General features: G+C 71.0%; 10 protein-coding genes and 1 pseudogene. 4 read left to right on the top strand and 7 right to left on the bottom strand.

What is annotated here, in order from left to right; all coding sequences use genetic code 11:
• Positions 1-126: 126 nt before the first annotated feature.
• Positions 127-1,494 (top strand): magnesium transporter, encoded by a 1,368-nt coding sequence (gene mgtE, locus DK412_RS28775; protein WP_109974776.1) that lies wholly within the window; start codon positions 127-129, stop codon positions 1,492-1,494.
• A gap of 313 nt (positions 1,495-1,807) precedes the next feature.
• On the opposite strand, the gene DK412_RS28780 is transcribed toward mgtE, so the two are convergent.
• Positions 1,808-2,851 (bottom strand): TerC family protein, encoded by a 1,044-nt coding sequence (locus DK412_RS28780; RefSeq protein WP_109974777.1) that lies wholly within the window; start codon positions 2,849-2,851, stop codon positions 1,808-1,810.
• A 219-nt stretch (positions 2,852-3,070) separates the two neighbouring features.
• On the opposite strand from DK412_RS28780, the gene DK412_RS28785 reads away from it, so the two are divergent.
• The gene (locus tag DK412_RS28785; protein WP_109974778.1) at positions 3,071-4,300 is read left to right on the top strand and encodes a TIGR03862 family flavoprotein; all 1,230 of its coding nucleotides are present in this window, start codon (positions 3,071-3,073) and stop codon (positions 4,298-4,300) included.
• Between the two features lie 123 nt (positions 4,301-4,423).
• On the opposite strand, the gene DK412_RS28790 is transcribed toward DK412_RS28785, so the two are convergent.
• Together DK412_RS28790 and DK412_RS28795 are read right to left on the bottom strand one after the other, a co-directional pair.
• Complete coding sequence (locus DK412_RS28790) at positions 4,424-5,260, bottom strand: collagen-like protein (RefSeq protein ID WP_109974779.1); 837 nt, start codon at positions 5,258-5,260, stop codon at positions 4,424-4,426.
• A gap of 117 nt (positions 5,261-5,377) precedes the next feature.
• The gene (locus DK412_RS28795; RefSeq protein ID WP_109974780.1) at positions 5,378-5,923 is read right to left on the bottom strand and encodes a formaldehyde-activating enzyme; all 546 of its coding nucleotides are present in this window, start codon (positions 5,921-5,923) and stop codon (positions 5,378-5,380) included.
• A 158-nt stretch (positions 5,924-6,081) separates the two neighbouring features.
• Here DK412_RS28795 and DK412_RS28800 point away from each other — a divergent pair, with 158 nt between their 5' ends.
• Positions 6,082-6,300: a hypothetical protein gene (locus tag DK412_RS28800; RefSeq protein ID WP_109974781.1), complete on the top strand. Its 219-nt coding sequence runs from the start codon at positions 6,082-6,084 to the stop codon at positions 6,298-6,300.
• On the opposite strand, the gene DK412_RS28805 is transcribed toward DK412_RS28800, so the two are convergent.
• From DK412_RS28805 to DK412_RS28820, 4 genes and pseudogenes are all read right to left on the bottom strand, one after another.
• Positions 6,294-6,719, bottom strand: coding sequence for a hypothetical protein (locus DK412_RS28805; RefSeq protein ID WP_109974782.1), 426 nt, complete (start codon positions 6,717-6,719; stop codon positions 6,294-6,296). The genes DK412_RS28800 and DK412_RS28805 overlap by 7 nt on opposite strands.
• Positions 6,720-7,105: 386 nt before the next feature.
• Positions 7,106-10,855, bottom strand: coding sequence for a methionine synthase (gene metH / locus DK412_RS28810; protein WP_109974783.1), 3,750 nt, complete (start codon positions 10,853-10,855; stop codon positions 7,106-7,108).
• Positions 10,856-10,955: 100 nt separating this feature from the next.
• Positions 10,956-11,869: pseudogene (metF, locus tag DK412_RS28815) on the bottom strand (methylenetetrahydrofolate reductase [NAD(P)H]).
• A 34-nt stretch (positions 11,870-11,903) separates the two neighbouring features.
• A complete protein-coding gene (locus tag DK412_RS28820) occupies positions 11,904-12,893 on the bottom strand; it encodes a metalloregulator ArsR/SmtB family transcription factor (protein ID WP_109975557.1) in 990 nt (329 codons plus the stop codon).
• Positions 12,894-13,108: 215 nt separating this feature from the next.
• Here DK412_RS28820 and DK412_RS28825 point away from each other — a divergent pair, with 215 nt between their 5' ends.
• Positions 13,109-15,532 (top strand): DNA topoisomerase, encoded by a 2,424-nt coding sequence (locus tag DK412_RS28825; protein ID WP_109974785.1) that lies wholly within the window; start codon positions 13,109-13,111, stop codon positions 15,530-15,532.
• Positions 15,533-15,569 lie beyond the last annotated feature (37 nt).

The following is a 15,569-nucleotide window of genomic DNA, read 5'->3' on the forward strand; positions in this document are numbered from 1 at the left end:
GAGCGACAGTCACAGTCGACCGCCCTTGCCGTCTCCGGCCTGAGGTCCCGCGCGCTTAGCCTCCGAGGCGGCTCACCGCGACCGGCCGGGGACGGCCGGCCGACGCCAGCGCCCCGAAGGTGAGCCATGATCGACACCGTGATCGACGCCCCCGTCGAGCCCGCCGCCCTCGCCGCGCGCCTCGCCGAGGAGAGCGCCCCCGACATCGTCGAGGCGCTGAACCGGGAGGCGCCGGAGGTGGCGGCCGCCATCCTGCTCAGCCTGCCGCACGAGCGCGCCGTCGAGGTGCTGGACCAGCCCGAGCTCGATTGCGCCCCCGACATCATCGAGATGCTGCCGCGCGACCGCGTCGCCTCGTTCCTGTCGGGCATGTCGGCCGACCGGGTCACCGACGTGATCCGGGAGATCGAGGAGCCGGGCCGCTCGGACCTGCGCGCCCGCCTCGACGCCGAGACCCGTGGCGCCGTCGACAAGCTGATCGCCTATCCGGAGGAAAGCGTCGGCTCGATCATGACGACCGAGTTCGTCGCGGTGCCGACGACCTGGACCGTCGGTCTCACCCTCGACTACATCCGCAAGGTCGAGCGGACCCGCGAGACCGTCTACTCGATCTTCGTGCTCGATCCGCGCACCGGAGCGCTGGCCAAGGCGGTGCCGCTGCGCCGCCTGATCACCGGCCACCCGGAGGACAACATCCTGTCGGTGGCGCCGAACCGCCGCCCGGTGGTGGTCTCGGCCGATGCCAGCCGCGACGAGGCGGCGCGCCTGATCTCGAAATACGACCTCCTCGCCGTGCCGGTGGTCGATGCCAGCAACCACGTCGTCGGCATCGTCACCGTCGACGACGTGATCGACGCGATGATCCAGAAGCAGACCGAGGACGTGCAGCGCTTCGGCGGCATGGAGGCGCTCGACGAGCCCTACATGTCGATCAACTTCCTCACCATGATCCGCAAGCGGGCCGGCTGGCTCTGCGTGCTGTTCCTCTCCGAGATGCTCACCGCCAGCGCGATGCAGGGGTTCGAGGGCGAACTGGAGAAGGCCCTTGTCCTGACCCTGTTCATCCCGCTGATCATGAGCTCGGGCGGCAATTCGGGCTCGCAGGCGACCTCGCTGCTGATCCGGGCGCTGGCCCTGCATCAGGTCCGGCTCGGCGACTGGTGGCGGGTGGCGCTCCGCGAGATCCCGGCCGGCCTGACGCTGGGGGCGATCCTCGGCGCGATCGGCGTCGTGCGGATCGTGATCTGGCAGAAGCTCGGCTTCTACGATTACGGCGAGCACTGGTTCCTGGTCGCCGCCACCGTCGGCACGGCGCTGGTCGGCATCGTGCTGTTCGGCTCGCTCACCGGCTCGATGCTGCCCTTCATCCTCCAGCGCGTCGGCTTCGACCCCGCCACCGCCTCGGCCCCGTTCGTCGCGACGCTCGTCGACGTGTCGGGACTGGTGATCTACTTCACCGTGGCGCTGGTGATCCTGAAGGGAACTTTGCTTTAGGGGGTGGGTTGATCGCCCCTCCGACCGTCTCGTGACAACCCTCCGCGTCATCCCGGGGCTCGCCGAAAGGCGAGAACCCGGGATCCATAAACGCTGACGCTTCAGAACAGGTCGGCACGCATTCCGCTCAAGTCGACACCCTCAGCGGCTATGGATCCCGGGTTCCGCTGCGCGGCCCCGGGATGACGCGGAGGGTCCGTCAATGACCTGTTGCGGGATCAAACCCCGGGCTCCCGAAGCGAAGAAGGATGGGTGCGATCCCTACGCCCCGCTGAACAAAAAAAGGGGCGCCCCAAGCGCCCCCTCCCCTCAATCACCCGTGGCTGCTGCCGAGCCGCTCGCGCGGCACCTCCACCGCCGGCGGGACGGCCGCGGGGGCCTCCGCCGCGCCGCGGGTGCGCCAGAGGCTGTAGACGATGCCGGCGGCGAGCAGCACCACGGTGACCACGAGGGCGACCCAGGGCTGGATCTCGACCAGCTCGAACGTGTCCGCCACAACGATCTTCAGGCCGATGAAGATCAGGATCGCGGCGAGCGCCGTCTTCAGGTAGGCGAACCGGTCGACCATCGCCGCCAGCGCGAAGTAGAGCGCGCGAAGGCCGAGGATCGCGAAGATGTTCGAGGTGTAGACCACGTAGGTGTCGGTGGTGATGGCGAAGATCGCCGGGACGCTGTCGACCGCGAAGATCACGTCGGCGCCGTTCACCAGCACCAGCGCGAGCGCCAGCGGGGTCAGCCAGAGCACCGGCTTGCCGGTCTTCGGATCGGGCCGGCGGGTGGTGAAGTTCTGGCCGTCGAGCTCGTCCGTCACCCGCATGTGCTTGCGCATGAAGCCGGTGAAGCGGTCGGCGGACTTGTTCTCGCCCTCCTCCTCGCCGGAAACCAGCATCTTGATGCCGGCATAGATCAGGAAGGCGGCGAAGATCGTCAGCACCCACTCGGCCTGATGGACGAGGGCGGCGCCGAGCCCGATCATCAGGCCGCGCAGCACGATCGCCGCCAGGATGCCCCACAGGAGCACCCGGTGCTGCGCGTTGCGGGGAATACCGAGATAGCCGAAGATCACCGCGATCACGAAGACGTTGTCCATCGACAACGACTTCTCGACCACGAGGCCGGCAAGGTATTCCTGGCCCGCCTGCGGGCCGATGTACCACCAGACCCAGCCGCCGAAGAGGAGGCCGAGGGTGAGGTAGAAGGCGGTGAGGAGCAGGCTCTCCTTCACGCCGATCTCGCGGCTCTTGTCGCGATGCAGGAGACCGAGATCGAGGGCGAGCAGGACGAAGATGACGGCGTGGAAGCCCAGCCACATCCAGATCGGCTTGCCGAGCCACGTCATATACAGAAAATCGACCATCGCGGGACCGTGATGCTTCGAGGAAGAAAGCATCGGCTCCGACATCACGAGCGCGAGAAGCGCAGCTCGCCAGAGGGGCCCGCAGCCGATTGAGTGGACTTATGTCCCCGATGGCGGCGGATCAAGGGCGGCCGGGGCCGACGGCCACGCTCATATTTTCGCGATCCTGCCTCAGCGGCAGGTTGACAGGGAGCCCTGCGTCGCGGCCTTGGGGCGCGCATGACGACACCGAGTGCGCGAGGGGCCGCGACCGTCGCGGTGATCGGGGCCGGGCCCGCGGGGCTCGCCGCCGCCGAGATCCTGGCCGAGGCGGGCCTGCAGGTCACCGTGATCGAGCGGATGCCGTCGCCGGCCCGCAAGCTGCTGATCGCCGGGCGCGGCGGACTCAATCTCACCCACAGCGAGCCGCTGGAGCGCTTCCTCGCCCGCTACGCCCCGCCGGAGCGACGCCTTGACGCAGCGATCCGGGACTTCCCGCCGCAGGCCCTGCGCGACTGGTGCGAGGCCTTGGGCCAACCGACCTTCGTCGGGTCGAGCGGCCGGGTGTTTCCGCAGGCCTTCAAGGCCTCGCCGCTGCTGCGGGCGTGGCTCGCCCGGCTCGACGGGCTCGGCGTGACCTTGCGCACCCGCACCCGCTGGACCGGCTGGGACGCCGACGGCGCGCTGGTTCTGGCGGGCGAGCACGGTCCGGAGCGCGTGACGGTGGACGCGTCGGTGCTGGCGCTCGGCGGCGCGAGCTGGCCGCGGCTCGGCTCCGACGGCGCCTGGGTGCCGGTGCTGGCGGCGGAGGGAATTTCCGTGAGCCCGCTGCGCCCGGCCAATGCGGGCTTCACCGCCGCGTGGTCGCCGGTCTTCGCCGAGCGCTTCGCCGGCGCCCCGCTCAAGCGCATCGCGCTCCGTCTCGGCCCCACACAGGTGCGGGGCGAGGCGGTGATCACGCGCGACGGGATCGAGGGCGGCGCGATCTACGCCCTGTCGCGGCCGATCCGCGAGGCGATCGAAGCGACGGGGGAGGCTGTGGTCGCCCTCGACCTGCGGCCGGACCTCGACGAGGCCGCCCTCGCCCGTCGGCTCGCCGGGGCGCGGCCGAAGGAATCCCGCGCCACGATCCTGCGCAAGGCGGCGTCCTTGAGCCCGCCGGCGTCCGGCCTCCTGCGCGAGGCGGCGCGCGACCTGCCGGCGGAGGCCGGCGCGCTCGCCGCCCTGATCAAGGCGGTGCCGCTGCGGCTCACCGGCCTGCGGCCGATCGAGCGGGCGATCTCCAGCGCCGGGGGCGTCGCCTTCGCGGATCTCGACGCGCGCTTCATGCTGCGCAGCCGGCCCGGCACGTTCCTCGCCGGCGAGATGCTGGACTGGGAAGCGCCGACCGGCGGCTACCTGCTCCAGGCGAGCTTCGCCAGCGGCCGGGCCGCGGCGAAGGGGGTGCTGGAGTGGTTGGGCGGGCGCTGACGGAGCGGCGCTTCGGACTTCCCTCGACAATGTGAAGCCCTCCTCGTCATCCCGGGGCTCGGCTGCGCCGAGCGCCGGGATGACGAGGAGGGTGGGAAAGCCGGTGGTGGAATCAACGAAGACTTACAGCTTCGCGCAGAACCCGACCATGCCCGAGCTGTCCGACGGGCACAAAGCCACGGCCTCGCCGCTCTCGCGGCGGGTGAAGTTCGGGTTGCCCCCGCGCAGGCAATAGGCCGACACGAAGGTCTCGCCCGCGTCGCAGACGAGCTCGCAATGCGGCTTGGCGCAACCGTCGGTGCGCAGCATCCGGAACGGCAGGGCGGCCGTGGCCGTGGCGGCCGTCGCTCCCGCCGATCCGGCCGGCCCCTGCGGCCCTGCCGGCCCTTGCGGCCCGGCGGGACCGGCCTCGCCGCGGGCGCCCGGCTCACCCTTCGGGCCCGCCTCGCCCCGCGGCCCGGGCTCTCCCTTGGGGCCAGCATCTCCCTTCGGTCCTGCCTCGCCCCTGGGCCCCGCATCCCCCTTGGGACCGGGCTCGCCCTTCGGGCCGGGGGGGCCGGCGAGGCCGGCCATGCCCTGCGGCCCGGTCGGGCCCGGCTCGCCCTTCGGGCCCGGGGCGCCGGTGGCACCGCAATTCGCCACCGCGATCTCGCGCGAGGCCTCGCCGGCCTTGAGCGTCGCGACGCAGTTCTGCGGCACGTACGGCACCTTCAGGGTGAAGCGTCCGCGCTTGTCCGAGGTGACCGGGATGTCGTCGTCGAGGGTGACGACCACCCCGGCCTTGCCGACGCTGCCGGAGACGGTCAGGTCGCCGGCCTCGATCCGGGCATCCCAGACCGTGATGGCTTGTTGCGCCGGGGCGGCCGCGCGCCCGCCCGCCGGCGTCTGCGGCTGCGCGAGAGCCGGGCCGGACAGGACGGCACAGGCGGACAGGATCAACGCGGCGCGGAATGGACGCATCGTTCAGCCTCGAGGCGTGATGGACGGCCCGCGCGCAGGGCAGAGGTGGCGGGCGGCGCACCTTGCGGCGCTGTCAAGCTGCGGTCAACTGCGCAGATGCCCGCCGTAAACCACTTGTTAGGCCTCTTCGTCGAGCACGCCCTCGAGAGCGTAATGGCGCACGGTGCGGCGGTTGGCGATCAGCTCGTCGACCGTCGGCTCGCCCTTCAGCGCCCGGGCGATGGCGAGCTTCGTCGCCTCGTAATTGGTGCGGTAGAGATCCCGGCGGTCGAGGTTCGGATCCTCGGGGCAGCGCGGGTCGAGCCAGATCATGATGATCATGCACAGCTCGTCGAGCCCGTCGCGGGGCAGGATGCCCTCGATGATGCAATCGACGATGGCGTCGCCGGTCGCGGCCTGGACCACGCCGCCGAGCAGTTCGACGTAGTCGGCGGTGTGGATCGTCGCCTTGGTGGTCATCATCGTGGCCGGGCGCACCAGCTGGTTGATGTCGCGCACCACGAACATGCGGGTGTGGCCCTGGACCTGCCCCATCATCGAGGCGAAGGCCTGGCCGACCGGACCGCGCACCGAGCCGATCAGCACCTCCGGCATCGCGTCGGTGTACTGGCCCTCGGCGGCCAGCACCGTGGCCTCGCCGGTGCGGAAGACGATCTCGCTCATCTGCGATTCCTCGGTTCGAAGCAGGGGCTTTTCCCGGCGCGGGTCGACCACGGCGGCGGTCGTGCCGTCAACGGCGCCGGACCCATCGACCTGTCCGGAAATTGGTCTATAGGGCCGGTGGTTGGGCCTTTGCGCCCGCGAACAGCTGAAGCGGACGGATGAGCGATCGCGACTGGACCCTGCGGGTGACGCCGACCGAGGCGGGCGTGCGGCTCGAACTCGACCTCGCCGACCTCGACGGCGCGCCGGTGACGGCGGCGATCGCCCTCGACCGGGCCGAGGCGCGCCGCTTCGCCCGGGCGATGCTCGCGGCGGCCGGCGACGCGGCGGAGCGCACCTTCCCGCACCCGCCCCTCGACGGCGAGGATCCTCAGTAGCGGCCCGGAAGGCGCGGCACCTTGGTGCCGGGCTTCTCGATCGGCTCGGCGCAGGAATAGACGAACTCGGTCTGGAGATCGGTGAACACTGTCTCGCCGACGATGGTGCAGGTCTCCCGCGCCGTCTCGCGCAGGTAGCTCGCCGCGGCCTCCGAGAAGCGGCGCCGCCGGGTCAGGGCCGGGTCCTTGCCCTCCAGGCCGCAGCCGGCGACCTCGCGTAAGGAGTTCGAGACGATCAGGACCTTGCGCTGCTGGCGCTGGTCGTAGACCTCGTAGGGGTCGTTGCAGCCGATCGTGACCACCTGCGGCTGAAGGCCGACATAGGTCTTCGAGATGTAGGAGAATTCGGTGCAGCCGGCCGCCGCCACGACGGCGCCCGCCACGGCGACGAGGGCGAGCCTCCCTGGTCCTGTCCGCATCCCCGATCCTTCCCGCATCCTCAAGCCCAGCTTTGAGCCGGGCCGGCGGCGGCGGTCAAGCCCGGGTCAGGGGGTGGGGTCCGGGTCCTCCACCGGGTTCGTCCACGATCCCGATCGAGCCTCCACCCTTTCCCGGACGACTGTAACGAAGTGGAAGGAGATCCGGGATCCAGCATCAAGACTCGCCGCGAAGCGGCTCTGATTGTTGCGCCGCAGCAGACACAAAGACGCTTCGCGACTTCTTGCGCTGGATCCCGGATCTCCTTCCGCTGACGCTTCAGTCGTCCGGGAAAGGGGGCGAGGCGCACGAACGATCCCGGATACTCAGGAATGTGTCACCGTGAGGTCGCCATCCCGAGGACGGGCCGCCCCGGAAGCCAAGCCCCCTACTCCGCCGCCGCCCGATACCGCGCCGTGTCGTAGTTCAGCACCGGCCCGAGCCAGCGCTCGACCTCGGCCACGTCCATTCCCTTGCGGGCAGCGTAATCCTCGACCTGGTCGCGCTCCACCTTGGCGACGCCGAAGTAATGCGCGTCCGGGTGGGCGAGGTAGAGGCCCGAGACCGAGGAGCCCGGCCACATCGCGTAGGATTCGGTGAGCTTGACGCCGATGCGCGGCTCGGCCTGGAGCAGATCGAACAGCGTCGTCTTCTCGGTGTGGTCGGGCTGGGCCGGGTAGCCCGGGGCCGGGCGGATGCCGGCATAGGGCTCGGTGACCAGTTCGGCCGGGCTGTAGGCCTCGTCCGCCGCGTAGGCCCAGAACTCCCGCCGCACCCGCTCGTGCATCCGCTCGGCGAAGGCCTCGGCGATGCGGTCGGCGAGCGCCTTGACCAGGATCGACTTGTAATCGTCGTTCTGGCGCTCGAAGCGCTCGGCGATCCGCACCTCCTCCAGGCCCGCCGTGACGACGAAGCCGCCGACATAGTCCGGGAGCCCGGTCTCGGCCGGCGCCACGAAATCCGACAGGCAGGTATTCGGCCGCCCGTCTCGCTTCGAGAGCTGCTGGCGCAGGCCGTGGAAGGTGGCGAGCGCCTCGGTCCGGCTCTCGCCGGTGAACAGCCGGATGTCGTCGCCGACCGCGTTGGCCGGCCAGAAGCCGATCACCGCCTTCGGGTTGAACCAGCGCTCCTCGACGATCTGGCGCAGCATGGCTTGCGCGTCCTCGAACAGGGCGCGGGCGGCCGGCCCCTGCTCGGGGTCGTCGAGGATCGCCGGATAGCGGCCCTTGAACTCGTAGGTCTGCAGGAAGGGCGTCCAGTCGATGTAGGGGACGAGCTCCGCCACGTCGTAGCTGCGGAACACCCGCGTGCCGGTGAAGGTCGGCTTGACCGGCGTGTACGCCGACCAGTCGGCCTTGAAGGCGTTGGCGCGGGCACGAGCCAGCGGCAGGCGCTGCTTGTCGGCCTCCGAGCGGGCATGGGCCTCGGCGACGCGCTTGTACTCGGCCCGCACCGATTCGATCGTCTGCACCTTGGTGTCGGGCGAGAGCAGGTTCGAGACCACGCCGACGGCGCGGCTCGCATCGGTCACGTAGACCGCCTGGCCCTTGGCGTAGGCCGGGTGGATCTTCACCGCGGTGTGGACCCGGCTCGTCGTCGCCCCGCCGATCAGCAGCGGCACGTCGAAGCCCTCGCGCTCCATCTCGGCCGCGACGTGGACCATCTCGTCCAGGGAGGGCGTGATCAGGCCCGACAGGCCGACGATGTCGACGTTCTCACGCCGCGCGGTATCCAGGATCTTGGCCGCCGGCACCATCACGCCGAGATCGATGATCTCGTAGTTGTTGCAGGCGAGCACGACGCCGACGATGTTCTTGCCGATGTCATGGACGTCGCCCTTGACGGTCGCCATCAGCACCTTGCCGGCGGCCTGCCGCCCGCCGACACCCCCGTTGGCGGCTTTCTCCGCCTCCATGAACGGCATCAGGTAGGCCACCGCCTGCTTCATGACGCGGGCCGACTTCACCACCTGCGGCAGGAACATCTTTCCCGCGCCGAACAGGTCGCCGACCACGTTCATGCCGGCCATGAGCGGGCCCTCGATGACGTGGAGCGGCCGCTCGGCCTTCGCCCGTGCCTCCTCGGTATCGGCCTCGATGTACTCGGTGATGCCGTTGACCAGCGCGTGCTCCAGGCGCTTCTCGACCGGGGCCTCGCGCCAAGCGAGGTCGGCGCCCTTGGCCTGCGCCTGCCCGCCCTCCTTGAAGCGGGCGGCGGCGTCGAGCAGGCGCTCGGTCGCATCGGAACGGCGGTTGAGGACGACGTCCTCGCACAGCTCGCGCAACTCCGCCGGCAGCTCGTCGTAGACCGCGAGCTGGCCGGCATTCACGATGCCCATATCCATGCCGACCTTGATCGCGTGGTACAGGAACACCGCGTGCATCGCCTCGCGCACCGGCTCGTTGCCGCGGAAGGCGAAGGACAGGTTCGAGATGCCGCCCGAGATATGGGCGTGGGGCAGGGTCTCGCGGATGATCCGCGCCGCCTCGATGAAGGCGACGCCGTAGCCGTCATGCTCCTCGATGCCGGTCGCCACCGCGAAGACGTTGGGATCGAAGATGATGTCCTCGGGCGGGAAACCGACCTTCTGGGTGAGGACCTCGTAGGCGCGGGTGCAGATCGCGACCTTGCGCTCCAGCGTGTCGGCCTGGCCCTGCTCGTCGAAGGCCATCACCACCACGGCGGCGCCGTAGGCGCGGCAGATCTTGGCCTCGGCGATGAACTTCTCCTCCCCCTCCTTGAGGGAGATCGAGTTCACGATCGCCTTGCCCTGCACGCATTTGAGGCCGGCCTCGATGACCGGGAATTTCGACGAGTCGATCATCACCGGCACGCGGGCGATGTCGGGCTCGGCGGCGACGAGGTTGAGGAACTCGACCATCGCCTTCTGCGAATCGAGCAGGCCCTCGTCCATGTTGACGTCGATCACCTGGGCACCGGCCGCGACCTGGTCACGGGCCACGTCCAGGGCGGCGGCGTAGTCGCCGTTGGTGACGAGCTTGCGGAAGCGCGCCGAGCCGGTGACGTTGGTGCGCTCGCCGACATTCACGAACGGGATCTCGGGCGTCAGCGTGAACGGCTCCAGGCCCGACAGCCGCATCAGCGGCCTCACGGTCGGCACGCGGCGCGGCGCCTTGCCGGCCACCGCCCCGGCGATGGCGCGGATGTGGTCCGGCGTGGTGCCGCAGCAGCCGCCGACCATGTTGACGAGGCCGCTCTCGGCGAACTCGCCGACGAGCTTGGCCATCGCCTCCGGGCTCTCGTCGTAGAGGCCGAACTCGTTCGGCAGGCCGGCATTCGGATAGGCGCAGACCAGCGTGTCGCAGGTGCGCGACAGCTCGTCGATATGGGCGCGCATCTCGCGGGCGCCGAGCGCGCAGTTGAGCCCGAAGGTCAGCGGCTCGGCGTGGCGCAGCGAGTGCCAGAAGGCCGTCGGGGTCTGGCCCGACAGGGTGCGGCCGGACAGATCCGTGATGGTGCCCGAGATCATGATCGGCAGGCGGATGCCGGTCTCCTCGAAGACCTGCCACGACGCCGCCACCGCCGCCTTGGCGTTCAGCGTGTCGAAGATCGTCTCGATCAGGATCAGCTCGGCGCCGCCGGCGATCAGGCCGCGCACCTGCTCGGCGTAGGCGTCGCAGACCTGATCGAAGGTGACGGCGCGGTAGCCCGGATTGTTGACGTCCGGCGAGATCGACAGGGTGCGGTTCGTCGGGCCGATCGCGCCGGCGACGAAGCGGCGGCGACCGTCCTGCTTCTCCGCCAGCAACGCCGCTTCGCGAGCGAGGCGCGCGCCTTGCGCATTCAATTCGTGGATGATCGGCTCCATGCCGTAATCGGCCTGAGCGATCGTGGTACCCGAGAAGGTGTTCGTCTCGACGACGTCGGCGCCGGCGAGGAAGTAATCGAGGTGGATCTGCCGGATCGCGTCGGGCTGCGTCAGGATCAGGAGGTCGTTGTTGCCCTTCTGGTCATGGGCGTGATCGCGGAACCGATCGCTGCGGAAGTCGGCCTCGGTCAGGCCGAGGCGCTGGATCACCGTGCCCATCGCCCCGTCGAGGACGAGGATCTTCTCCGCCGCGCGCCGGCGCAGGGCGGTCAGGATTTCGGCACCGTCGGCGGGGCGGGGGTCGGTCATCGGGGTGGGGTTCCAGCGAATGTCGGGCAGTGCGGTCGAGACAGAATCAAGCCGGGCCGCGTGATGCGGCCCGGGAAACTTTCGGTGGCGAGGTAGTGGGTCAGGCCGCCGCCTTCTCCGCCGCCGCCGGCGCCGCACGCAAGCCCAGCAGGTGGCAGATCGCGTAGACGAGGTCGGCCCGGTTCATGGTGTAGAAGTGGAAATCGGTGACGCCTCGGTCAACGAGGTCCAGCACCTGCTCGGCGGCCACCGCCGCGGCCACCAGCTTGCGGGTGGCGACGTCGTCCTCCAGCCCCTCGAAGCGGGCGGCGAGCCAGTCCGGCACCGAGGCGCCGGTCCGGCGGGCAAAGTTGGCGGCCTGCTTGAAGTTCTGCACCGGCAGGATGCCGGGGATGATCGGGATGTCGATCCCCCGCGACTGCACCCGGTCGAGGTAGCGGAAGAACAGGTCGTTGTCGAAGAAGAACTGGGTGATGGCGCGGTCGGCGCCGCAATCGACCTTGGCCTTCAGGGCATCGAGGTCCTGGTCGAGGGAGCCGGCCTCGGGGTGGCGCTCGGGATAGGCCGAGACCGAGACCTCGAAGTCGCCGATGCGCTTGATGCCGGCGACGAGGTCGCAGGAGCGCTCGTAGCCGCCCGGATGCGCCGTGTAGGCGGTGCCGACGCCCTCCGCCGGGTCGCCGCGCAGGGCCACGATGTGGCGCACGCCGGCCTCGTGATAGGCCCGCACAACGTCGTCGACCTCGCCCTTGGTCGCCGCCACGCAGGTGAGGTGGGCGGCGGGCTTCAGGTCGGTCTCGCGCACGAGGCGCGACACGGTGTTGTGGGTGCGCTCGCGGGTCGAGCCGCCGGCGCCGTAGGTCACCGAGACGAAGCTGGGGCCCAGCGGCGCCAGGCGCTCGATCGACGACCACAGGGTCGCCTCCATCTCCGGGGTCTTCGGGGGAAGAACTCGAACGAGACCCGGATCGGGCGGCGGCTCTCGCGGCTCGGGCGGAAGGCGGTGGGGTACATCGGCGGCCTCGGGCGAAAAGTCGGAAAGCGGATCTCAAGCGACGGCGCGGTCGGGCAGACCGGCGGCCGCCTCCGGATGATGGGCGAGCCAGAGCGTGACGGTGAGCTGGTGCTCCGCGGCCCCGGAGGGCGCGAGGTGGCGCAGCCGCACGTCGGTCAGCCCGGCCTCGGAGAGCCAGCCGGCGACCTGCTCGGGGGCGAAGCCGAGGCGGCGATGCGCCTCGTCCGCGCGGAGGAATTCGAGGCTGTGGGGCGCGAAATCGACCACCAGCAGGCGACCGCCCGGCGCGACGAGGCGCGCGGCCTCGCGCAGGGCCCGCGCCGGGTCGTCGAGGTAGTGCAGCACCTGGTGGATCAGCACGAGGTCGAAGCTCGCCCGGCCGAAGGGCGGCGCGTGGATGTCGCCCTGGCGCAGGTCGATCCGGGTCAGGCCCTGGCGCTCCAGGTTGGCGCGGGCCACCGACAGCATGGCATGGTTGGCATCCAGCCCCGTGGCCCGGGCGGCCCGGGGCGCGAGCAGGCCGAGCATCCGCCCGGTGCCGGTGCCGAGATCGACGAGGCTGCCGATGGGCCCTCCCCCGAGCACGTCGAGCACCGCCGCCTCGACGGTGGCCTCCGGCACGTGGAGCGAGCGCACCCGGTCCCATTGCGGCGCGAGCCGCGCGAAGAAGTTTTGGGCGGCCTCCGCCCGCTGCGTCCGCACCGCCTGGAGCCGGGCCCGGTCCTCGGAGAGCGGCGGCTCGCCGGCGTCGAGCGCCGCGACGAGGGGCGCCACCAGCCCCGCCGCGCCCTCGCGCAGGCGGAAGAACGCCCAGGCGCCCTCGCGGTGGCGCACCACCAGCCCGGCCTCGACCAGGAGCTTGAGGTGGCGCGAGATCCGCGGCTGCGACTGGCCGAGGATGTCGGTGAGATCGGAGACCGACAATTCGCCCTCGCCGAGCAGCACCAGGATGCGCAGGCGCGTCTCCTCCGCCGCGGCGCGCAGCACGCCCAGAGCGTCGGCGAAGGGGACGGTGGCGGTCATCTCGAGGGGCTCCTCGCCTCCGACTTCAAACATAAAGATATCTTTATGTGAGGAATGGACGGCGCGCAAGCAGTGTTTCGGGGCGGCGCGTGACCGCCACTTGAGCAACCCGCCCGGCGGGGATCGCGGGGTCAGACCGTTGACCGCCCCGGGGCCCCTCCGGTATGTTCCTGCTTCGTTCGGGCTGCCCGCCCGTCCAGGAGCGACCCGCTTCCATGGCGCAGGCCACCTCCGCCGGTCGAGCGTCCGGCCAGTCCTCTTCCGGCAAGACTCTTTCTGGCAAGACTCTCTTCTTCTTCGAGAAGCCCTCGGCGATGCGCCAGGTGCAGCGGTTCTTCCGCTCGCCCAGCACGGTCTGCGTCGCCGCCGAGGGCCATCTCCTGGAGGTGGCCGAGCCCGGGGAGATCCGGCCGGACTGGAAGCCCTGGCGCTTCGACGCGCTGCCAATCGCGATGGAGCGGCTGCCGGTCGCCCCCGGCCACGGCCGCTCGGGCCAGTCGCACGCGCCGAAGCTCGCGGCGATCCGCCAGGCGCTCGACGGGGTCGAGCGGGTGATCATCGCCACCGATCCGGGCCGCGAGGGCTCGATGATCGCCTGGGAGGTGCTGGAGCATCTCGGCTGGCGTGGCCGGGTCGACCGGCTGCGGCTGGGCGCCCTCGACGAGATCTCGATCCGCCGTGCCTTCGGGCTGCTCGCCCGCGAGGACGATTCCGGCGAGCGCGACTACGCCGCCTATCTCGAGGCCCTGTGCCGGCAATACGAGGACTGGCATCTCGGCCTCAACGGCACGCGGGCGGTGTCCCTGCGCCTGCGCCCGCCGGCCTTCCGCGAGCCGTGGCGCTTCGGGGGGGTGCAGACGCCGACGCTCGCCATCCTCGCCGACCTCGAGGAGCGCATCCGGAATTTCGTGCCGCGCGACTTCTACAAGGTTGCACTGCCGGTGACGACCGAGAGCGGCGCCAGCCTGACGCTCTGGCACGCGCCGAAGGACAAGATCTTCGACATCAAGGACGCCGAGGCGATCCGCGACGCGGCCGTGGGCTGGGCCGGCCCGCTCGCGGTGGTGCAGAAGGACGTGCGGCGGGCACCCCCAAGGCTGTTCTCGAAGGACACCCTGGCCCGGGCCTGCGCCAAGCGCTTCGGCTGGGACCCGCAGGTCACGGCGCGCCACGCGCAGGCGCTCTACGACAAGGGGTTCCTGAGCTATCCCCGCACCGAATCGGTGCACCTGCCGGAGTCGCAAGCCAAGGACGCCGGCGCGGTGCTCGCGGCGATCGCCCCCGTCGACAAGGACCTCGCCGCGCACAACCCCGCGACGCCGCAGATCCGCCGCGGGCCGAAGGGCCACTACGTCAAGGATCCGGGCGAGCACCACGCCATCGTGCCGCTGCGCAAGGTGCCCGGGCCGGGCGACGTCGCGCCCGACGCGCAGAAGCTCTGGCTGCTCGTCGCGAAAAACTTCCTCGCCGCTCACATGGCCGACGGGATCGACGCCCGCACCACGGTCACGGCCGACGTCCCGACGCCGCTGGGCGCGAAGCGCTTCGTCATCACCGGCAGCGTGGTGAAGGTGCCGGGCTGGCGCGCCCTCTACGGCACCGAGGCCGACGAGGACGAGGTCGTACCGGGCAAGACCAAGGCCGACGACGAGCCGACCACCGGCCGCCTGCCGCCGGTCCGCGACGGCGAGGCCGGCACCGGCGGGAAGCCGAAGATCGAGACCGCCCGGACCGAGCCGCCGCGGCGCATCACCCGGGGCGAGTTGCCGGTGGTAATGGGCCGGCTGATCGACCAGGTCGAGGATCCGGCCCTCAAGCGGGCGCTGGAGAACCCCGCCAACCCGACCGAACCGAAGGGGCTCGGCACCGCGGCGACCCGCGACGCGGTGCTGCCGAAGCTGATGAAGAGCCATTACGTCACGCTGCTGAAGGGCAAGGATCCGGCGATCACCGTGACGGAGGTCGGCCTCGCCTTCGTCGCCGCGGTGCGCCGGGTTTTTCCGGCCTATGGCGACCCGGTCGGGCGGGCGGTGTTCGAATCGGAGCTGGCCGAGATCGGCCGGGCGACGACGAAGGACGAGGCTCTGCGCCGGGCGAACGCCTTCCGCCAGCGCACCCGCGAGCGGGTCGAGGCGCTGATCGGCGCCGTCTCGGGTGCCGAGCGCCTGGCGGTAGAGGGCGAGGCCCCGCCCCGCGGCGGCCGTGCGCCGACCGCCGCGATGGTGTCGTTCGCGACCTCGCTCGCCGCCCGCAAGGGCATCCCCCTCCCCCCGGAGGCCAAGCGGGATGCCGGCGCCTGCCGGGTCTTCCTCAACACTCATGCCGGACCGAAGATGGCACCCGCTGGCGACGGCGCGCCCCGTCCCCCGACCCCGGCGATGCTGCGCTTCGCCGCCTCGCTCGCCCGGGCCAAGCGCCTGGAGGCGCTGCCGCCCGAGATCGAGACCGATTTCGCCGCCTGCCGCGCCTTCCTCGACGCCCATGCGGGCGGCGACGGCCCGCGCTCCGGCACCCAAGCGGCCCCCGCCCGCGAGGCCGCCACCCGGGAGGGCTCGGCGAAGAAGCCCCGCACCCGCCGTCCGCGCAGCCCGGCGAGTCCGGGCCGCGCCCCCCGCCGTCGCCGGGCGGCGGAGGGGTGAAGGCGACCTGCCGGGCGCCGGCAAACAATCGCCCGCG

This window comes from Methylobacterium sp. 17Sr1-1 (genome assembly GCF_003173775.1).
Classification (GTDB): Bacteria; Pseudomonadota; Alphaproteobacteria; order Rhizobiales; family Beijerinckiaceae; genus Methylobacterium.